At 67.7% G+C, this 18,659-nt stretch carries 20 protein-coding genes; 13 read left to right on the top strand and 7 right to left on the bottom strand.

What is annotated here, in order from left to right; genetic code table 11:
* Positions 1-516: SanA/YdcF family protein (locus JZ792_RS37235; RefSeq protein WP_216917593.1), on the top strand; the 516-nt coding region annotated here is incomplete at its 5' end.
* A 23-nt stretch (positions 517-539) separates the two neighbouring features.
* Here JZ792_RS37235 and JZ792_RS37230 read toward each other — a convergent pair.
* Positions 540-2,000 carry an aminotransferase-like domain-containing protein gene (locus JZ792_RS37230; RefSeq protein WP_308165605.1) on the bottom strand — a complete coding sequence of 487 codons (1,461 nt, stop codon included), beginning with the start codon at positions 1,998-2,000 and terminating at the stop codon, positions 540-542.
* Positions 2,001-2,122: 122 nt separating this feature from the next.
* Between JZ792_RS37230 and JZ792_RS37225 the strand changes: the two genes are divergently transcribed.
* The 10 genes from JZ792_RS37225 (at position 2,123) to JZ792_RS37180 (ending at position 11,752) form a co-directional block, all read left to right on the top strand.
* The gene (locus tag JZ792_RS37225; protein WP_216917592.1) at positions 2,123-2,962 is read left to right on the top strand and encodes a nitrilase-related carbon-nitrogen hydrolase; all 840 of its coding nucleotides are present in this window, start codon (positions 2,123-2,125) and stop codon (positions 2,960-2,962) included.
* Positions 2,959-4,377, top strand: a complete 1,419-nt coding sequence (gene hydA / locus JZ792_RS37220) for a dihydropyrimidinase (RefSeq protein ID WP_216917591.1) — start codon at positions 2,959-2,961, stop codon at positions 4,375-4,377. Before JZ792_RS37225 ends, hydA begins: the two co-directional genes overlap by 4 nt.
* A gap of 31 nt (positions 4,378-4,408) precedes the next feature.
* Positions 4,409-5,446, top strand: a complete 1,038-nt coding sequence (locus JZ792_RS37215) for a TIGR03842 family LLM class F420-dependent oxidoreductase (RefSeq protein ID WP_216917590.1) — start codon at positions 4,409-4,411, stop codon at positions 5,444-5,446.
* Positions 5,443-6,339, top strand: a complete 897-nt coding sequence (locus tag JZ792_RS37210; RefSeq protein WP_216917589.1) for an ABC transporter permease — start codon at positions 5,443-5,445, stop codon at positions 6,337-6,339. Before JZ792_RS37215 ends, JZ792_RS37210 begins: the two co-directional genes overlap by 4 nt.
* 94 nt (positions 6,340-6,433) lie before the next feature.
* Positions 6,434-7,294 (top strand): ABC transporter ATP-binding protein, encoded by an 861-nt coding sequence (locus JZ792_RS37205; protein ID WP_216917588.1) that lies wholly within the window; start codon positions 6,434-6,436, stop codon positions 7,292-7,294.
* Positions 7,291-8,079, top strand: coding sequence for an ABC transporter permease (locus JZ792_RS37200; protein ID WP_254190865.1), 789 nt, complete (start codon positions 7,291-7,293; stop codon positions 8,077-8,079). Before JZ792_RS37205 ends, JZ792_RS37200 begins: the two co-directional genes overlap by 4 nt.
* Positions 8,076-9,218 carry an ABC transporter substrate-binding protein gene (locus JZ792_RS37195; protein WP_216917587.1) on the top strand — a complete coding sequence of 381 codons (1,143 nt, stop codon included), beginning with the start codon at positions 8,076-8,078 and terminating at the stop codon, positions 9,216-9,218. Before JZ792_RS37200 ends, JZ792_RS37195 begins: the two co-directional genes overlap by 4 nt.
* Complete coding sequence (locus JZ792_RS37190) at positions 9,219-10,538, top strand: aspartate aminotransferase family protein (protein ID WP_216917586.1); 1,320 nt, start codon at positions 9,219-9,221, stop codon at positions 10,536-10,538.
* A 44-nt stretch (positions 10,539-10,582) separates the two neighbouring features.
* Entirely contained in the window at positions 10,583-10,951 is a 369-nt protein-coding gene (locus JZ792_RS37185; protein ID WP_109527148.1) for an arsenate reductase family protein, read from the top strand.
* Positions 10,952-11,071: 120 nt separating this feature from the next.
* A complete protein-coding gene (locus tag JZ792_RS37180; RefSeq protein WP_216917585.1) occupies positions 11,072-11,752 on the top strand; it encodes a TIGR00266 family protein in 681 nt (226 codons plus the stop codon).
* A 285-nt stretch (positions 11,753-12,037) separates the two neighbouring features.
* Here JZ792_RS37180 and JZ792_RS37175 read toward each other — a convergent pair whose 3' ends face one another.
* Positions 12,038-12,538: an NUDIX hydrolase gene (locus tag JZ792_RS37175; protein WP_216917594.1), complete on the bottom strand. Its 501-nt coding sequence runs from the start codon at positions 12,536-12,538 to the stop codon at positions 12,038-12,040.
* A gap of 200 nt (positions 12,539-12,738) precedes the next feature.
* On the opposite strand from JZ792_RS37175, the gene JZ792_RS37170 reads away from it, so the two are divergent.
* Positions 12,739-13,158 carry a group I truncated hemoglobin gene (locus tag JZ792_RS37170; protein WP_216917584.1) on the top strand — a complete coding sequence of 140 codons (420 nt, stop codon included), beginning with the start codon at positions 12,739-12,741 and terminating at the stop codon, positions 13,156-13,158.
* Positions 13,159-13,216: 58 nt separating this feature from the next.
* Here the strand turns inward: JZ792_RS37170 and yidC are convergent, their stop codons facing one another.
* The 5 genes from yidC to JZ792_RS37145 form a co-directional block, all read right to left on the bottom strand.
* Positions 13,217-14,113, bottom strand: a complete 897-nt coding sequence (gene yidC, locus JZ792_RS37165) for a membrane protein insertase YidC (protein WP_216917583.1) — start codon at positions 14,111-14,113, stop codon at positions 13,217-13,219.
* Between the two features lie 87 nt (positions 14,114-14,200).
* Positions 14,201-14,500 carry a DUF6412 domain-containing protein gene (locus JZ792_RS37160; protein WP_216917582.1) on the bottom strand — a complete coding sequence of 100 codons (300 nt, stop codon included), beginning with the start codon at positions 14,498-14,500 and terminating at the stop codon, positions 14,201-14,203.
* Between the two features lie 56 nt (positions 14,501-14,556).
* The gene (locus tag JZ792_RS37155; RefSeq protein WP_216917581.1) at positions 14,557-15,393 is read right to left on the bottom strand and encodes a helix-turn-helix domain-containing protein; all 837 of its coding nucleotides are present in this window, start codon (positions 15,391-15,393) and stop codon (positions 14,557-14,559) included.
* A 161-nt stretch (positions 15,394-15,554) separates the two neighbouring features.
* On the bottom strand, positions 15,555-16,082 hold the full coding sequence (locus JZ792_RS37150) for an NUDIX hydrolase (RefSeq protein WP_216917580.1): 528 nt from the start codon (positions 16,080-16,082) through the stop codon (positions 15,555-15,557).
* 33 nt (positions 16,083-16,115) lie between these two features.
* Entirely contained in the window at positions 16,116-16,814 is a 699-nt protein-coding gene (locus JZ792_RS37145; RefSeq protein ID WP_216917579.1) for a hypothetical protein, read from the bottom strand.
* A 258-nt stretch (positions 16,815-17,072) separates the two neighbouring features.
* Here JZ792_RS37145 and dop point away from each other — a divergent pair, with 258 nt between their 5' ends.
* Positions 17,073-18,572, top strand: coding sequence for a depupylase/deamidase Dop (gene dop, locus JZ792_RS37140; RefSeq protein WP_216917578.1), 1,500 nt, complete (start codon positions 17,073-17,075; stop codon positions 18,570-18,572).
* Positions 18,573-18,659: the final 87 nt, after the last annotated feature.

Raw genomic sequence — 18,659 nt, 5'->3', positions numbered from 1 at the left:
CTGTGGGCGCGGTCGTCGGGGCATCGCCACGACGTGGCGTCGGCTCCCGCGGCACCGGTGGTGATCGTCCCGGGTGCGAAGGTCGGGCCGGACGGTTCACCGCTGGCGTACCTGCGCGGGCGTTTGGATGTCGCCATCGAACTGGTGCGGGCCGGGAAGGTGCGCGAGATCCTGCTCTCCGGTGACGCGGGCGGCACATCGGGCGACGAGATCGTCTCGATGCGGCGCTACCTCCTCGACAACGGCATCGATCCCGCTCTGATCCGATCCGACGGCGCGGGCCTGTCGACCTGGGAGACCTGCGAGCGCGCCCGCGACCGGTTCGGAATCGACCGCGCGATCATCGTCAGCCAGTACCGGCACCTGCCGCGCGCGGTCGCGCTGTGCCGTGCGGCGGGCATTGATGCCGACGGTGTCGTCGCCTATTGCGAGTGTCGGCGAACAACCGAGGTGCGCAACAACTTTCGTGAGTGGCTGGCCGCGCCGAAAGCTGTCGCGCGGTTACTGCCGCGATAGACGGCGCGAACCTCGGGAGGATCTCACGCCCGACGGATGCGGCGATAGGTGGGCGCGGCGGACGCGGCGGCGACGAGTTCGGCGGCGAGCCAGGGGAGGTCGGCATCGGTGACGGGGGAGACGGTGAGCCGGACGTGGTCGGATCGAGGCGTGTCGGCCGCTTCGAACGGGCCGCCTGGCGCGACCTTGATTCCCGCGGCGGCCAGCGAGATCATCGCCGCGTTCTCGTCGGCGACGGGGAGCCACAGGTTGATACCGTCCGCGCGGGCCACCGTGACGCCGTGGACGGCGAGTTCACGCCGTAATTCGGTCGACCGTCTCCGGTACTCGGCGCGCGCGGCGGTGACGGTGTCGGCGGCGGCGGGATCGTCGAGCATGGTGAGCAGGACACGCTGGAGCAGGCGGCTGGTCCAGCCCGCCCCGAGCATGCGCCGTTCGATGACCGGATCGAGCAGTTCGGCGGGGCCGCCCGCGACGGCGAGGCGCAGATCCGCGCCGTGGGATTTGGAGTAGGAGCGCACGTGGACGGTGCGCCGTGGCAGTCGGGCGCCGAGGGAACGCAGTGGGGCGGAGGCGATTCCGGCGGAATGGTCGTCCTCGATGATCAGGGTGTCGGTGGCGCGGAGGATATCGGTGAGTTCGCGCACGCGGCGCGCGGCGAGCGAGACCCCGGTGGGATTCTGGGCCCGGGGTTGCAGGATCAGCGCACCGATACCGAAATCGGCGACCGCGCGGGATAATTCGGCGGGTATCAATCCCGAGTCGTCGAGGTGGACCGCGATCGGTTTCGCCCCGAGGCGGGCCAACAGATCGAGGAACGGCGGGAAACACGGATCCTCGACGGCCACCGCGTCCCCGAGCCGGATGTGGAGGGTGAGCAGCCGGTCGATGGCGTCGAGCGCACCGTCGAAGACGGCCAGGCGTTCCGCGCGGAACGGCCAGTCGGGGCGGACCCTGGCGGCGAGTTCCGGCAGGACCGCGTCGCCGAGATATTCCGCGGCGAGGTCACCCGCGTCGACGGCGGTGATGGTGCGCAATGCCGTCGCCAGGTCGGGCAGTAGCCCGGGATCGGGGGTGCCGCGCGACAGATCGATACGGAACGCGCTGTCGGTCGGCGGGTGCAGTCGCTGATAGCGGCCGACCGCGGGACGGCCCGAGGGAAGTTCCCCGACGAAGGTGCCCGCGCGTCCCCTGGCGACGATCGCGCCGGTCGCCGCGAGCGCGCGCCACGCCTGGTTGACCGTGGCCGGTGACACCCGGAGTTCGCGGGCCACCTCGCGCACCGTCGGCAGCCGCGATCCGGGAGCCAGTGCGCCGGAACGGATTCGACGGCTGAGGACGGCCGCGATCCCCGCGGGCGTGCGATCGTCGAGATCGGCGGTGAACTCCGACGGTGACATCACGGCGGCGCTCGGCGGCGGCACGGTCGAACCGGGCGGAACGCGGTCGTCCGCGTCATCGGTACCCGCCCGTTCGATGGTCACCCCGTCATTCTGCGACCCGCCACCGGGCACGAACCACGGTCATCCCCAAGATTTACGGCCAAGAAACTGTTTCCGCGCAGATGTAACACATCGGACGTGGTTCAGGGTGCACGATAACAATCATGGCAACCGTTCGATCCGCGCTCGTCCAGACGACCTGGACCGGCGACAAAGAGTCGATGATCACCGCGCACGAGGACTACGCGCGGCAGGCCGCCGCGCGGGGAGCGCAGGTGATCTGCTTCCAGGAGTTGTTCTACGGGCCGTATTTCTGCCAGTTGCAGGACGCCAAGTTCTACGACTACGCGGAATCGGTACCGGGACCGACGACGGAACGTTTCGCGGCATTGGCGCGCGAACTCGGCATGGTGATGATCCTGCCGGTCTACGAGCAGGAACAGCCGGGACTGCTGTACAACACCGCGGCGGTGATCGACGCGGACGGCAGCTACCTCGGCAAATACCGAAAACATCATATTCCGCACGTGAACGGTTTCTGGGAGAAATTCTATTTCCGTCCCGGCAATCTCGGCTGGCCGGTCTTCGATACCGCGGTCGGCCGGGTCGGGGTCTATATCTGCTACGACCGGCACTTCCCGGAGGGCTGGCGCGCACTGGGCCTGGCGGGAGCCGAGATCGTATTCAATCCGTCGGCCACCTCGCGCGGCCTGTCCGCCTACCTGTGGAAATTGGAACAGCCCGCGTCCGCGGTCGCCAACGAATATTTCATCGGCGCGATAAACCGGGTCGGCATAGAATCCGAATACGGTGACGACGATTTCTACGGCACCAGCTACTTCGTGGACCCCGAGGGCAAATTCGTCGGTGACGTCGCCTCCGACACCGCCCCGGAACTGCTGATCCGCGATCTGGACCTGGATCTGATCAAGGTCGTCCGCGACCGGTGGGCGTTCTACCGGGATCGCAGACCGGACGCCTACGGACCGTTGGTGACGCCATGACCACCTTCATCCACGGCGGCACGGTGGTCTCGGCCACCGGATCGCAATTGCTCGACGTACTGATCGACGGCGAGACCATCGTGGCGGTGCTGCAACCGGGATCGCGCGCCCTGGGCGCCGACCTCGCCGCGTCCGCTGAGACCGTCATCGACGCGACCGGGAAATACGTCATCCCCGGCGGCGTCGACGGGCACACCCATATGCAGATGCCCTTCGGCGGCACCGAGGCGTCGGACACCTTCGAAACCGGCACGCGGGCCGCGGCGTGGGGCGGCACCACCACGATCATCGATTTCGCGGTGCAGAAACCGGGCGAGCGGATCCAGGACACCCTGGGCCAGTGGCATCAGAAGGCGGCCGGACAGTGCGCCGTCGACTACGGCTTCCATCAGATCATCGGTGATGTCGACGACGAATCCCTCAAGGGGATGAGCGAATTGGTGGCCGAGGGCGTCACCAGTTTCAAACTGTTCATGGCCTATCCCGGCGTCTTCTATTCCGACGACGGCCAGATCCTGCGCGCGATGCAATCCGCCGGAGATCTGGGCGCGTTGCTGATGATGCACGCGGAGAACGGCATCGCCATCGATGTCCTGGTCGAACAGGCCGTGGCGCGCGGTGACACCAGCCCCTACTTCCACGGCGTCACACGCCCGTGGCAGATGGAGGAGGAGGCCACCCACCGCGCCATCATGCTGGCGCAGGTGACCGGCGCGCCGCTGTACGTGGTGCACGTGTCGGCCAAGCAGGCACTGGAGCAGATCGCCACCGCGCGCGGCAACGGGCAGAACGTCTTCGGCGAGACCTGTCCGCAGTACCTGTACCTCTCGCTCGAAGAGCATTTGGGCGCACCGGGTTTCGACGGGGCGAAGTGGGTGTGTTCGACACCGCTGCGATCCAGGGCCGAGGGGCACCAGGACGAGCTGTGGCGTTATATCCGCACCGGTGACGTCACCGCGGTCAGCACCGACCACTGCCCCTTCTGCATGAAGGATCAGAAGGAGATGGGGCGCGAGGACTTCAGCAAGATCCCCAACGGCATCGGCGGTGTCGAACACCGGATGGACCTGATGTTCCAGGGCGTCAAGAACGGATTGATCTCGCTGGAGCGGTGGGTGGAAGTCTGCTGCACCACGCCCGCGCGCATGTTCGGCATGTATCCGCGCAAGGGCGTCATCAGTCCCGGCGCCGACGCCGACATCGTGATCTACGACCCCGCCGGGCACACCAGCATCGGGTACGGCAAGACCCATCACATGAACATGGACTATTCGGCCTACGAGGGTTTCGAGATCGACGGCCACGTCGACACCGTCCTCTCGCGCGGACGCGTGATCATCGACGGCGGACGGTACCTCGGCACCACCGGGCACGGCCGATTCGTCAAACGCGACCTCTCGCAGAACCTGATCTGACGCCGAATCGAACCCGAATGGAGAGTGCCGCATGGATATCGGCGTAGTGCTGCAGTGCAACCCTCCGGCCTCGCGCGTGATCGAACTCGCGAGACAGGCCGAGACGCACGGGTTCTCGCACGTGTGGACCTTCGACTCGCATCTGCTGTGGCAGGAGCCCTACGTCATCTACAGCCAGATCCTCGCCTCGACCCGCAAGGTCATGGTCGGTCCGATGGTCACCAACCCGGCGACCAGGGACTGGACCGTGACGGCCTCCACCTTCGCGACGCTCAACGACATGTTCGGCAACCGCACCGTCTGCGGGATCGGCCGGGGCGATTCGGCCGTGCGCACCCTGGGCGGCAAACCGACGACCCTGGCCACCATGCGGGCATCGATCGAGGTCATCCGCGAACTCGCCAACGGCCGCAGCGCACAGGTCGACGACACGATCGTGCGCTTTCCCTGGGCGGCCGATTCGCGCCTCGAGGTGTGGGTGGCGGGTTACGGCCCGCGCGCGCTCGACCTGACCGGCGAGGTCGGCGACGGGTTCATCCTGCAATTGGCCGATCCCGATATCGCCGCGTGGACCATCGCCAGGGTGCGGGCGGCGGCCGAACGCGCCGGTCGCGATCCGGGCGCGGTGAAGTTCTGCGTCGCCGCGCCCGCCTATGTCACCGACGGATCGGCGACGGGGCTGGCGCACGCGCGCGAGCAGTGCCGCTGGTTCGGCGGGATGGTCGGCAATCACGTCGCCGATATCGTCGCGCGCTACGGCACCGGTGGTGATGTTCCGGCGGCGCTGACCGAGTACATCGCGGGCAGGCACGGTTACGACTACAACGAGCACGGTCGCGCGGGCAATACCCACGCCGATTTCGTGCCCGACGAGATCATCGATCGGTTCTGCCTGCTCGGCACCCCGGACGAGCAGCTGGTCCGGCTGCGCGAACTGGAGAAACTCGGCGTCGACCAGTTCGCGGTCTATCTCCAGCACGACGCCAAGACCGCCACGCTCGAGGCGTACGGCGAATCGGTGCTGCCCCGGCTGGCCCACCCCGTCACCGCGACCGAGGGCGCCGGATGAATGCCACCGGCGGCGCGCGGACGCGGGCGATACGCGCCGGTTACGCGCTCGCCGCGCTGCTGCTGGTCATCGGAATCTGGGAGGCGGTCAAGGCGCTGGTTCCCGCGCAGGGCGTGAGTCTGGGCGACCAGCGGATCCTGCCGCGCACCACCGACGCCGCGCTGCCCCACGTGTGGACGGTGTTCACCGTGCTCGGTGAACGCGACGGCAAGGGCACCGTGGGCGCGACACTGTTGCGCACGGCGGGTTTCACCTTCGGCCTGGCACTGCTCGCCCTGTTCATCGGCACCGTGGTCGGGGTGGCGCTGGCGGTGCTGATGCAGCGCTTCGCCTTCGTCGAACGCGGGTTGCTGCCGTATATCGTTGTCTCGCAAACTGTTCCGCTGATCGCGTTGGCGCCGCTGGTCGCGGGCTGGGGTGGCCGGGTCGTCATCGCGGGCGAGCCGTGGCGGCCGTGGATGAGTATCGCGGTGATCGCTTCCTACCTCGCCTTCTTCCCCGTGGCGGTCGGCATGTTGCGCGGGCTGCAAGCACCGCCGAAGGCCTCGGTCGAACTGTTGCACAGCTTTTCGGCGAGCTGGTGGAACACATTGATACGACTGCGTTTTCCCGCTTCGGTGCCGCACTTTCTGCCCGCCCTGCGCCTGGCCGCCGCGGCGTCGGTGATCGGCGCGGTCGTCGCCGAGATCTCCACGGGAACGGCGGGCGGGATCGGTCGTCAGATCATCGTGTTCTCCCAGCAGGCGACCGGCGATTCGTCACGGCTCTACGCGGCGGTGTTCGCCGCCGCGCTGCTCGGCATCGCCGTCACCGGCGTGGTCGCGCTGGCCGAATTGGTCCTGCGCCGCTACAGCCATCCCGCCGGAGCGCAGCGGTCGAAGGGAAGCGCGTGAGTTCTGCCCCTGCCTCCCTCGGCACGCCGTGGGTTCGGCACATATCGGTATCGGGTGGTCCCGGTCGGGACCGCCGCTCGTCAGGAGGTATCCGTTGACGGCGAAGCAAGACTCCGTCACCACGGCGTTCGGCACGACGACAGGTGCGGATCCGGTCGCCGCGGTCGACCTCGTCCACGTCGGCAAGATCTTCGCCGTGGGCGCCGTGACCGCGCTGTCCGATATCTCCCTCACCATCGCCTCGGGTGAATTCGTCTCGCTCATCGGCCCTTCCGGCTGCGGCAAATCGACCCTGCTGCGTATCGTCGCGGATCTGGAACAGCCCTCGAGCGGATCGGTGACCGTCCACGGGAAATCCGCCGAGCGGGCCAGGAAGGACCAGGACTACGGGATCGCGTTCCAGCAGGCCGGACTGCTCGACTGGCGCACCGTGCAGGCCAACGTGGAACTGCCGATGGAACTGCACCGGGTGCCCAAGGCCGAAAGACGCGCGCGCAGTGCGGAATTGCTGGAGATGGCGGGACTCACCGATTTCGCGAAGCGCTATCCCGCCGAACTCTCCGGCGGTATGCAGCAGCGCGTCGCCATCGCGCGAGCGCTGGCCCGCACACCGTCGCTGCTGCTGATGGACGAGCCGTTCGGCGCGCTCGACGAGATGACGCGGGAACGGATGCAGGCCGAGCTGCTTCGGATCGCGGGGGAGACGGGCGCGGCCGTGCTCTTCGTGACCCATTCGATCCCCGAGGCGGTATTCCTCTCCGATCGGGTGGTGGTGATGTCGGCGCGCCCGGGGCGCGTCACCGATATCGTGGCGACCGGCGGCCAGGGGCGCGATCCCGATCCGGACCGGGACGTGCGTTCCAGCACGGTGTTCTTCGACGCCGTCGCCGCCGTACGCGCGGCACTGCGCGGTGACCACGGCGACGGTCCGATCGCGGGACGGGATCTGCGATGACGGCGGCGTCGTCACGGTCCGCGCTGACATCGATACTGCCGCCGGTGGTCTTCGGCGTCGGTGGACTGGCGCTGTGGCAGGTGCTGACGGTTGCCGCCGGTGTCCCGTCGTTCCTGCTGCCCGCGCCGACCGATATCGCCGAGCAATTCGTCGAGAATTTCGATCGCATCCTCGACGCCGCCGTCGCCACCGGCACCAACGCCCTGATCGGCCTGCTGATCGGCGCGGTGCTCGGCATCGCCGCCGCGATGGTCGCGGTGCGGTTCCACCTCGTCGACGGCCTGCTCTCGCCGCTGGCGGGCGCGGCCGCCGCCGTGCCGATCGTGGCCATGGCTCCGCTGCTGAACTCGATGTATTCGACCACCACCGACACTCCGCGCCGCATGGTCGTCACCGTCGTCGTGTTCTTCCCGATGTTCGTGAGCACCGCCAAGGGGCTGCGTCAGGTGCCGAAGGTGCAGCAGGATCTGCTGCACTCCTACGCCGCGAGCGGCTGGCAGGTGACCCGTACCGTACGGCTGCCCGCCGCGCTGCCCTACCTGTTCACCGGCCTGCGCATCGCGGCTCCCGGCGCGGTCATCGCCGCGGTGATCGCCGAATACTTCGGCGGATTGCAGAACGGGCTCGGCAGCCGGATCACCTCGGCCGCCGCCAATACCGCCTATCCGCGCGCGTGGGCCTACGTCGTCGGCGCGATGCTCGTCGGCCTGATCTTCCTCCTCGCCGTCCTACTTCTCGAATTTCTCACCCGTCGCCCACGCACGACCCCATGGAGATCGACATGAACCGAACCACCCGCAGATTACGTGCCTGTCTGGCGCTGGTGGCGGTGGCCGCGGCCGCGCTGACCGGCTGTAGTACCACCGACGATTCCTCGGCGACCACCCCGGACGGACTCACCAAGGTCCGCCTGCAATTGCAGTGGTTCAAACAGGGACAGTTCGCCGGCTACCTGGCCGCGGTGGATCAGGGCTTCTACAAGGAGCAGGGGCTGTCGGTCGAAATCCTCGACGGCGGCACCGATATCGTGCCGCAGACGGTGTTGGCGCAGGGTCAGGCGGACTACGCGATCGCCTGGGTGCCCAAGGCACTGGCCTCGCGCGAAGCGGGCGCGGGCATCACCGAGGTGGCGCAGGTCTTCCAGCGTTCGGGAACCAAACAGGTCTCGTTCAAATCCGACAATATCGCCGGTCCGGCCGCGCTGCGTGGCAAGACGGTCGGAAACTGGGGCTACGGCAACGAATTCGAGCTGTTCGCCGGAATGACCAGGGCAGGTATCGATCCGGCGAAGGACGTCACCCTCGTCCAACAACAGTTCGACATGAACGCGTTCCTCGCCAAGGATATCGCCGCCGCCCAGGCCATGTCCTACAACGAATACGCCCAGCTGCTCGAGACGAAGAATCCGGCCACCGGAAAGCTCTACACCCCCGACGATTTCACCACGATCGACTGGAACGCCGAGGGCGTCGCCATGTTGCAGGACGCGATCTGGGCCAATTCGGAGAAATTGAAGGATCCGAAGTACCAGGATCAGACGGTGCGATTCATCGCGGCGTCGCTGAAGGGCTGGGCATTCTGCCGCGACAATGTCGACACCTGCCGCGATATCACCGTCGCCGCCGGATCGACGCTGGGCGCGAGCCATCAACAGTGGCAGATCAACGAGGTCAACAAGCTGATCTGGCCGTCGACCGCGGGAATCGGGCTGATCGACCAGGCGGCGTGGGATCGCACCGTGAAAATCGCCAAGGAGACGAAGAACCAGGACGGCGCGACCGTCTTGAAGAAGGATCCGGACGCGGAGGCGTTCACCAACGAGTACGTCACCAAGGCGCTCGACATCCTGAAATCCGGCGGCACCGACGTCACCGGAACCGCGTTCGCGCCGATCCAGGTGACACTGACCGAAGGGGGAAAATAGATGACCGCTGACGACCACGTCTTCTATCCGTGGAGTGTGCAGGGCGGCCCGAATCCGGTGGCGATCACCGGGGCCTCGGGTTCCTGGTTCTGGGACGAGAACGGTAAGCGCTACCTCGATTTCTCCTCGCAACTGGTCAATGTCAATATCGGCCACCAGCATCCGGATCTGATCGAGGCGATCGTCGCGCAGGCTCGCGAACTGACGACCATCTCGCCCACCGTCGGCAATCGCGCCCGCAGCGAATTGGCCCGGCTGATCGTGGAACGCGCACCCGGCGACCTGAACCGGGTGCTGTTCACCACCGGCGGCGCCGAAGCCGTCGAGCACGCGGTGCGGTTGGCGCGCAGTTTCACCGGCCGCACCAAGATGCTCGCGGCCTACCGCTCCTACCACGGCGGCACCGGGGTGGCGATCGGGCTGACCGGGGAACCGCGCCGCTGGGGCGCGGAACCCACGAATGTGGACGTGGTCCGATTCTTCGGGCCGTATCCGTACCGGTCACCGTGGGATACGACGACCCAGGAGGAGGAGACCGCCGCGGCGTTGAAACATCTGCGGCAGGTCATCGAACTGGAGGGCCCGGCCGATATCGCCGGACTCATCCTGGAAACCGTGGTCGGCACCAACGGTGTGCTCGTCCCCCCGCCCGGCTATCTGGCCGGGGTGCGAGCGCTGTGCGACGAATTCGGCATCGTCTACATCGCCGACGAGGTGATGGTCGGGTTCGGCCGGGTCGGGGAGTGGTTCGCGGTGGACGCGTTCGGTGTCGCACCCGATCTCATCACCTTCGCCAAGGGCGTGAACTCCGGGTATGTGCCGCTGGGTGGCGTCGTGATCGCCGAGCGCATCGCCCAGCGTTACGACGACACGCTGTACCCGGGCGGTCTCACCTACGCCGGTCATCCACTGGCCTGCGCGGCCGGGGTGGCGTCCATCGCCATCTTCGAACGCGAGGGCATTCTCGATCACGTGCGTTCGGTGGGCGCCGACGTCCTCGGCAAGGGACTACGGGAGCTGGCCGCGCGTCATCCCAGTGTCGGCGAGGTCCGCGGTCTCGGCTTCTTCTGGGCGCTCGAGCTGGTCCGCGACCCGCGCACCCGCGAACCCCTGATCCCGTTCGCGGCCGCGGGCGCCGCGGCCGAGCCCATGGCCGTGATCACCGCCGCGGCGAAGGAACGCGGACTGTGGCCGTTCAACGCGGGCAATCGGTTCCAGATCGCCCCGCCGCTGACGACCTCCGCCGAGGAGATCCGCACCGGACTCGACATCGTCGACGCCGTGCTAGAGGTCGCCGACGACTACGTCCGGACGAGGTGACGGCGGGATTCGGCGGCCCTCTCGCGCACCTCTAGGCTGGTGACATGACAGCTGGGCAGACCGAGATCTGGCACAACCCGCGGTGCACCAAGAGCCGTAACGCCACGGCACGCCTCGACGAGGTCGGTGTCGAGTACACGGTGCGCAAGTACCTCGACGATCCGCCCACCGCCGACGAACTGCGCGCGGTACTGGATCGCCTCGGCGCCGAACCCTGGGATATCACCCGCACCGGCGAACAGATCGCGAAGGATCTCGACATGTCGAGCTGGGGCCGGACGCCCGCCGACCGGAACCGCTGGATCGAGGCGCTGGCCGCCAACCCGAAACTGATCCAGCGCCCGATCGTCCTGACCGCCGACGGCGCGGCCGTGGTCGCGCGCACCGACGAGGCCCTGCGTTCCCTGGGCTGAGAGTGCTCGGACCCGCTCGCGGTCACCGCGACTTCCCGGAAAGGGCACTCCCGCCCGGATTCTCGAGGATCCCCCGGTCGGGAGTGCCCGGCGCTGCGCTTTGATCTAGTGTCGCGAGCTATGAAGGTACAACTGCGCCACAACCCCGCGTCGACGATCGCGCGGTGCTTTCTCGCGGGCGGCGAGCCGATGCGGGTCGAAAGCGGCGCCATGGTCGCCCATTCGGCGGGAGTCGCGTTGCAGGCCAAGGCGGAGGGTGGCATCATCGCCGGTCTGAAGCGGTCGGTGCTGGCGGGCGAATCATTCTTCGTCTCGACGTTCACCGCCCCGCAGCAGGGCGGCTGGGTGGATGTGGCTCCCGCGCTGCCCGGTGACATGCTGAACCTTCAGATCGTCCCGGACCGCCCCTTCTTCATCAGCCGCGGCGGCTGGATCGCCAATTCGCATGGCGTACAGGTGGAAAGCAAGTGGGGCGGATTCTCGAATCTGTTCGGCGGTGAGGGCGGTTTCGGTCTACGCGCGCACGGCGAAGGCGATATCGTGGTCGGAGTTTTCGGCGCCATCGATGTCATCGATCTACAGCCGGGGGAACCGATCACCATCGATACCGGACACGTGGTCGCCTACGATCTGGCGATGAATTTCACGATCCGGCGAGCGGTTTCGGGCCGTTCGATCCAGTCGCTGAAATCGGGCGAGGGTTTCGTCTTCGATTTCGTCGGGCCCGGCCGGGTATTGCTGCAAACCCGCAATCCCGGCGCGTTCGCGGTGTGGGCGAGTTCGATGGCGTCCAACGGCTGATCGGCCGGTCGACGGGGATCTCTCCGTCGCGGATGTCGCGCGGTGCGCGGGGTATTGCCCGATGGTCACCGGGTGTTCATCTGCCGGGCACCGGGGTCGTCGATGCTGTGGGCTCCAATCGACATCGAAATTGAGGATTTGTTCTGATGGAACTTCTCGAAGTGCTCGTAATGATTCTTCAGACCGGATCCGCCGCTGTCTCCCAGAGTGCCGCGTAGTCGAACGAAGAAGTGGCGACAACCCATCGGAATTATCCGGTGGGTTGTTTGTTTTCCGGCTGGCCGATCAGTCGATGAGGTCATCGATCAGGAGCCGCGTATCGGGCACGAACGGCCACTCCGGATCGTCGAGGTGCGCGCGTAACTCCGCGTCGGTCCACCACCAGCCGTCCGCGATCTCCTCCGGCTGGTGCCGGATGGGCCCGTCCCAGCGGAATTCGTAGGCGAACAGGTGGCAGCGCATCGGCCTGCCCGCCCACAGGCCGTCCCACGAGATCTTCGCCAGGGGCACGAGTCCGTCCGTCGCGAGGATGCCGAGTTCCTCGTCGAGTTCACGCACCGCAGTCCGGACCGGATCTTCGCCGGGACCGACGACGCCGCCCGCCAGACAATCGTGCATCCCGGCGAAGACCATCTTGGTATCGGTACGTCGATGCACGTAGATCCGCTGTCCGTCACCCGAACGCACCAGCACCCCGGCGCTCGCGTGCCACAGCCCGTCCCGATAGACCGTGGCCCGGTCCTCGATCCCGACGACCCGGCCCGCACCGTCGTAGACCGCGATCATTTCCGAACTCTGCTCCGCCCGCTGTGGCACGTGCCCGAGGGTAGCGCGCGTCGGCGGGGGAGCCCGGCCCGGACGGCTGCCGGGCGGTAACCGGACTCCCGTCGGGCGGTGAGCGCACGGAAACGCGACTGGTACAAGTGGCAACGCGCGCGCGATTGGCAGATCACAGAGGGGCAATCGCCGACTGGTGTCGTGGAGCGATGAGTATTTCATCCTGGTTCAAGCAGAAATCATCCGTCGCCACCGTCGCACCGATCTTCGAGCAGATCGGCGGCTACGAGGCGCTCGAGGTCGTGGTCGCGGATTTCTATGTTCGCGTGCTGGCCGACGAACAGTTGGCCGGTTTCTTCACCGGCACGAATATGGGCAGGCTGAAGGGTAAGCAGGTGGAGTTCTTCGCCGCCGCGCTGGGCGGGCCGGACCCCTACACCGGCGCGCCCATGAAACAGGTGCACCAGGGACGCGGAATCACCATCGAGCATTTCGGTCTGGTCGCCGGTCACCTGACCGATGCGTTGGCCGCGGCGGGGGTTCCACCGGAAACGGTCACCGAGATCATCGCCGCGATCGCACCCCTGGCGGACGACATCACCTCCGGAACCGCCACCGGGCCCCGATGACACCGGTACCGACCGGCGGCGCGCCATCGGAAAGCGGTCGTCTCGATATCCGATGACGTCAACCACGTCCCGGTGACCGACGTCGCACGGGTTTCGCGCCCGGTTTCGGCGCGGCGGCCCTGCGCTTCTCGGCCGCGCGCTGTTCGAGCGCCGCGGTTTCGGCGTCGAGCCTGCGATAGACGATGTGCTGCTGGGCCAGAGTCCAGGCGTTGTTCGACACCCAATACACCAGGATCGCGATAGGCAGTACCGCGCCGCCGAGCACGGCCGCCGCGGGAAACACCCACAGCATGACGGTGTTCATGAACGGCACCTGCCGTGCGGTCCGATCCTGGCGGGCGATCGATGCCCGCGCGGTGACGTGCGTCGCGACCGCGGCGATCACCATCAGGACGACGGCGACGCCGATCACCGCCACGGTGGGCGTACCGGTGAGGGTGGCCGACAGCGGCGCTCCGAATATCTTGGCCTGCAAGAACGATCGCACATCGGAGGCGTCGAGGAAGTAGTTGGGGGTGAGCGCGTTCTGCTCGGGGGTCATCGGTGCGGAAGTGGTCCGGAACGGCAGGTGACCGACCGTTCGCGTGCGGTCGAAGGAGCGCAGCACGTGGAACAAGCCGAGGAAGACCAGCCCTTGGCCGAGCGCGGGCAGGCATCCGACGAACATCCCGACGCCGTGTTCGGCATGCAATTTCCTGATCTCGACGCTCTGCCGTTGCTTGTCGCCGTCGAATTTCCGTTGGATCGCCCGTACTTCGGGTTGCAGGCGTTTCATGGCGGCTTGATTGCGAGCCTGGCGCAGGAACGGCGGGAACAGCACCGCACGGAAGGTCGCGACGAGGAAGACGACGGCGAGGATCCACGCCAGGGCGTCGGCGGGACCGAGGACGGCGGCGAAAGCGGTGTGCCACAACCGGAGCACGGCGGACACGGGGTAATAGACGATATCGAGCACGAGGGGGCACCTGACTGGTGGCCGTGCGTCGAGCGCACGGAACGGGCATGGACGGCCGAATGCCGACGACGCCCGCTCGGGCCGTCGTCAGCGCGTGGCCGCGCCCGGTGCTCGTGGCCGGGGACGCCCCGCCGTGTCCGGATTGCTCTGCCGCAGATAGGTGCCGCGCCTGCGACGCTGTGCCGAGGGCGGCGGGCCCGATGCCGTGGCGGCGAGCGCGCGCAGCCGAACGGCGCGCGGCGACACCATCGCGAAGATCGCGGTCGCGGCGACCACACCGAGGACGGCCAGCGCCCCCGATTGGCCCGCCGGTGCGGCGAGCAGGACGAGCCCGGGCACGACGAACGCGACCACCGCGTACGTCGTCAGCCGAGCCCACGAGAACATGCCACGAGAGTACGTGGTCCCGACCGCGGGGACCGGATGATCCGGGGCGGGACCTCTCAGGTCGCGCTGCCCGCCGTCCACGATCCGTCGCCGAGATCCCAGAGGCCGTCGCGTTCCAGCGCGGCCGGGAACAGTCCGAAGGTCCGGCGGCAGGTGCGGGTCAGGTGCGCGCTGTTGTCGAAACCGGCCGCGTCCGCCGCCGCCGCGAGATCGTCACCGGAACGCACCCGGATGATGGCGACACGCAGCCGCAGCCAGAGGATGTACGGACGGAGCGGGATCCCGACCTGGGCGGCGAACAGATGCGACAACCGCGTCGGCGAAAGGCCGACGCGCCGTGCCACATCCGCGCCGCGGATCGACCGGTCGTGGACGAGGGAGGGCAGTACGCGCAGCGCCTCGGTCACCGCGTGATGCGGTGCGCCCGGCGGCGTCTGGTGATCGCAGCGCAGATCCGTGACGATCGCGGTGACCTGGTCGAGCAGCGCCGACCGCACCGGATCGACCGGGGGAATGCGGACGCCCCCGGTCCAGCCCCTGGTGTGGGCGCGGCGGTCGGCGGCGGCGCCCGCCACCGTCTCCGGATCCAGGTACAGCGCGGCGCCGTGCGCCGCGCCCGCGTCGATCCGGTGGGGCGCGTCGGCGGGCACGATGACGACGGTGCCGTGATGGTGCACGCCGCTGGCGTCCATCACCGTCAGCGGTGTGTCCGCGGCCAGGATCTGTACGGCGTGATGCGCGTGCAGATCGGTTTCGCCGATCGTGCCGCCGAAAGCGAGAATTCCGGGGCGCAGCAAGGCCGTAGCCCGGTATGAGGTGTCGTCGGGCGGGTGTGCGCCGCCCAGGCTTCGGGGTGTCGCGGACACCCCATCGGTGACCAGAGCCTTCTCCATCGGACGCTCCCGGCAGGTGACGCGAATCCAGGTGCGGATTCCCTGTCAATCTATCCGGGCGACACCGCCGCGGTGCTGGTTTCGGCCACCTGATCCAGGAATTCGCCGACGATCTTCCACGAGGTGGCCGTATCGGGGTGACCGGGCGAGGAAGCGCCGACCTACCGGCGATGCAGTTCGATCGCCAACGCCACCAGTTCGGACATGTAATCGCCGTTCGTCGCGGCCAACCGGACGGCTTCATCGGGCGCGAACGCCCGGACCTCCTGTATCTGTTCGGCGTCGCCGGGATTCGTCGGCGCGGAATCGACGACGACATCGGCCGTGCACCAGAGGAACGCCTTGCGCGGATGCGGCTGCCACACCCGATAGGGCACCGGATGATCGCTGACACCGTGATGCGCCCCGATCCACCGGACCGGACCGACGGTGCGCGCGCCCGCCTCCTCGAGCAATTCGCGGCGCACGCATTCCTCGATCGTCTCGTTCGCCTCGCGCGTCCCGCCCGGCACCAGCCAGATATCGCGATCGTCGCGGCACAGCACGATCCGCGCGCCGACGAAACAGACGACGTGGATATTGGTGACGAGTTCGTCCGGCGGCAGTTCGGTCGAGAAACGGACGTCGAGCCCACCCCATTCCCAGCGAGCCGGAGTGTGCAGCAACGGAAACCGTTCGGCGAGCGTCACATCCACAGGGTAGCCGGATCGCGACGGCCGGGATCAGGGCAACGTGAACAGCAATCGGTGCGGATCCGATCCGGTGGACTCGACCCGGAACGCGTTGCGGAACAACTCCTGATTGCGTTCGTTGCGGCGCGCCACCGTCCCCATTTCGGGATACACGCGGCATTCGGCGGCGCACCGCAGCCAATCGCGGCACAGCGCGGCCTGCTCGAATCGCGGGAAATCGAACGCGGGCCCCATGCTCCAGCACATGCTGAGCATGCCCAGTTGCGCATCGGCGGGCCAGGATTCGAAAGCGGCGAACGGCGTGATCACCGCCCCGTCGCGGTGGCGCGTCAGCCGACCCCGCATCAGCGTCTCCCATTCGTCGAGACGTTCGAACACCAAACGGTCGATCGCCCCGTTGGTCAGACGCAGATCGGTCACCCGCTCGAAACGGCGGCAACCGCCGCGCACCAGATCGGTGCGACGTTTCACCGTGTCCCACGCCGCGTCGATATCGGTATCGGAGGCGTACGGGCCGCGCATCCCACGGCGCCACGGTAGCCGCCGGGACGCGGCCAGCGCCGCGACCCGCTCACCCGGGGTGGGAGAGCCGAACTCGCGCGCCGACTCGTCGAGCGCGACGCCGACGGCGGTGCGCACACACCCCCGGACATCCAGGTACATCCAGGGCACCCGGCCCTCCAGCGGCACATTGAACGGCAGCCAGATCTCGCGGACCGCGGCTTTCATCGGTTTCTCTCCGTATTCCGGTGCGTGACAGACGAATCCGGGAATCACTTCCGGTCCGACACACCTCGACCGGGCAGGCCCCGCGCCCCGCGGCGAGCGGCGCCACCCCAGAATCGCCGGGCCGACCGGGAAGAACACGCGTAGCCGACTACTCGGGTTCACGGACTCGCACCACGCGGATCCCGCGCGGGCGGACCCGCGATGAGCGAAATACCACCCTCGGTATGACATCGGCTTCTGTCGCCTAGGCTCGATGGCATGCAGCGCATCATCGGCATCGAGGTCGAATACGGTATCTCGACACCCACCGAGCCGTCGGCCAACCCGATCCTCACCTCCACCCAGGCGGTGCTCGCGTACGCCGCGGCCGAAGGCGTGCCGAGGGCCAAGCGGACCCGGTGGGACTACGAGGTGGAATCACCGCTGCGAGACGCGCGCGGATTCGACCTGAGCCGGATGAACGGTCCCGCACCGGTCATCGACGCGGACGAGGTCGGCGCGGCCAACATGATCCTCACCAACGGCGCGCGCCTCTACGTCGACCACGCGCACCCGGAATTCTCCGCACCCGAGGTCACCGACCCGCTCGACGCCGTCATCTGGGACAAGGCCGGTGAGCGGGTGATGGAAGCCGCCGCACGCCACGCCTCCAGCGTGCCCGGCGCGCCCCGCCTGCAGCTGTACAAGAACAACGTCGATGGCAAGGGCGCCTCCTACGGCACCCACGAGAACTACCTCATGAGCCGCGACACCCCGTTCAACCAGATCATCGTCGGGCTCACCCCGTTCTTCGTCTCCCGCCAGGTGATCACCGGCTCCGGCCGCGTCGGAATCGGGCAATCCGGCGATACCGCCGGCTTCCAGCTCTCCCAGCGCTCGGACTACATCGAGGTCGAGGTCGGACTGGAGACCACCCTCAAACGCGGCATCATCAACACACGTGACGAACCCCACGCCGACGCCGACAAATACCGCAGACTGCACGTCATCATCGGCGACGCCAACCTGGCCGAGATGTCGACCTACCTGAAAGTCGGCACCACCGCGCTCGTGCTCGACCTGATCGAGGCGGGCGAGGACCTGTCCGATCTGCAACTGGCCCGCCCGGTCACCGCCGTGCACCAGATCAGCCATGATCCGACCCTGCGCACCGCCGTCGCGCTCGCCGACGGCCGCGAACTCACCGGCCTCGCGCTGCAACGTCTCTACCACGAGCGGGTCGCGAAATTCATGGACCGCGAAGGCAACGACGACCCCCGCGCCCGCGACATCCTCGACAACTGGGCCATGATCCTGGACCTGCTCGAACGCGACCCGATGGAAACCGCGAACCTGCTCGACTGGACCGCGAAACTGCGCCTGCTCGAAGGCATGCGCAACCGCGAAGGCCTCGGCTGGGCCGCACCCAAACTGCACCTGATGGATCTGCAGTACTCCGACGTGCGCCTCGACAAAGGCCTCTACAACCGCCTGGTAGCGCGCGGATCGATGAAACGCCTGGTCACCGAACAGCAGGTCCTCGACGCGATGACCAAGCCCCCCACCGACACCCGCGCCTACTTCCGCGGCGAATGCCTGCGCCGCTTCGGCGCCGACATCGCCGCCGCGAGCTGGGACTCGGTCATCTTCGACCTCGGCGGCGACTCCCTGGTCCGCATCCCCACCCTCGAACCCCGCCGCGGCACCAAATCCCACGTCGGCAAACTCCTCGACGGCGTCCAAACCGCAGCCGAACTGGTCGAACAACTCACGCAGTGATATTGGCGGCCGGGGCCGCGGGTTCGCGGCCCTTCTTGTCTCGCGTCCGAGCGGTCGATACTCGCGACTGCGTCGCATTGTCTCGAC

Source organism: Nocardia noduli (assembly GCF_019038455.1).
Classification (GTDB): domain Bacteria; phylum Actinomycetota; class Actinomycetes; order Mycobacteriales; family Mycobacteriaceae; genus Nocardia; species Nocardia noduli.
This window is presented reverse-complemented; position numbering and strand designations above follow the sequence as displayed.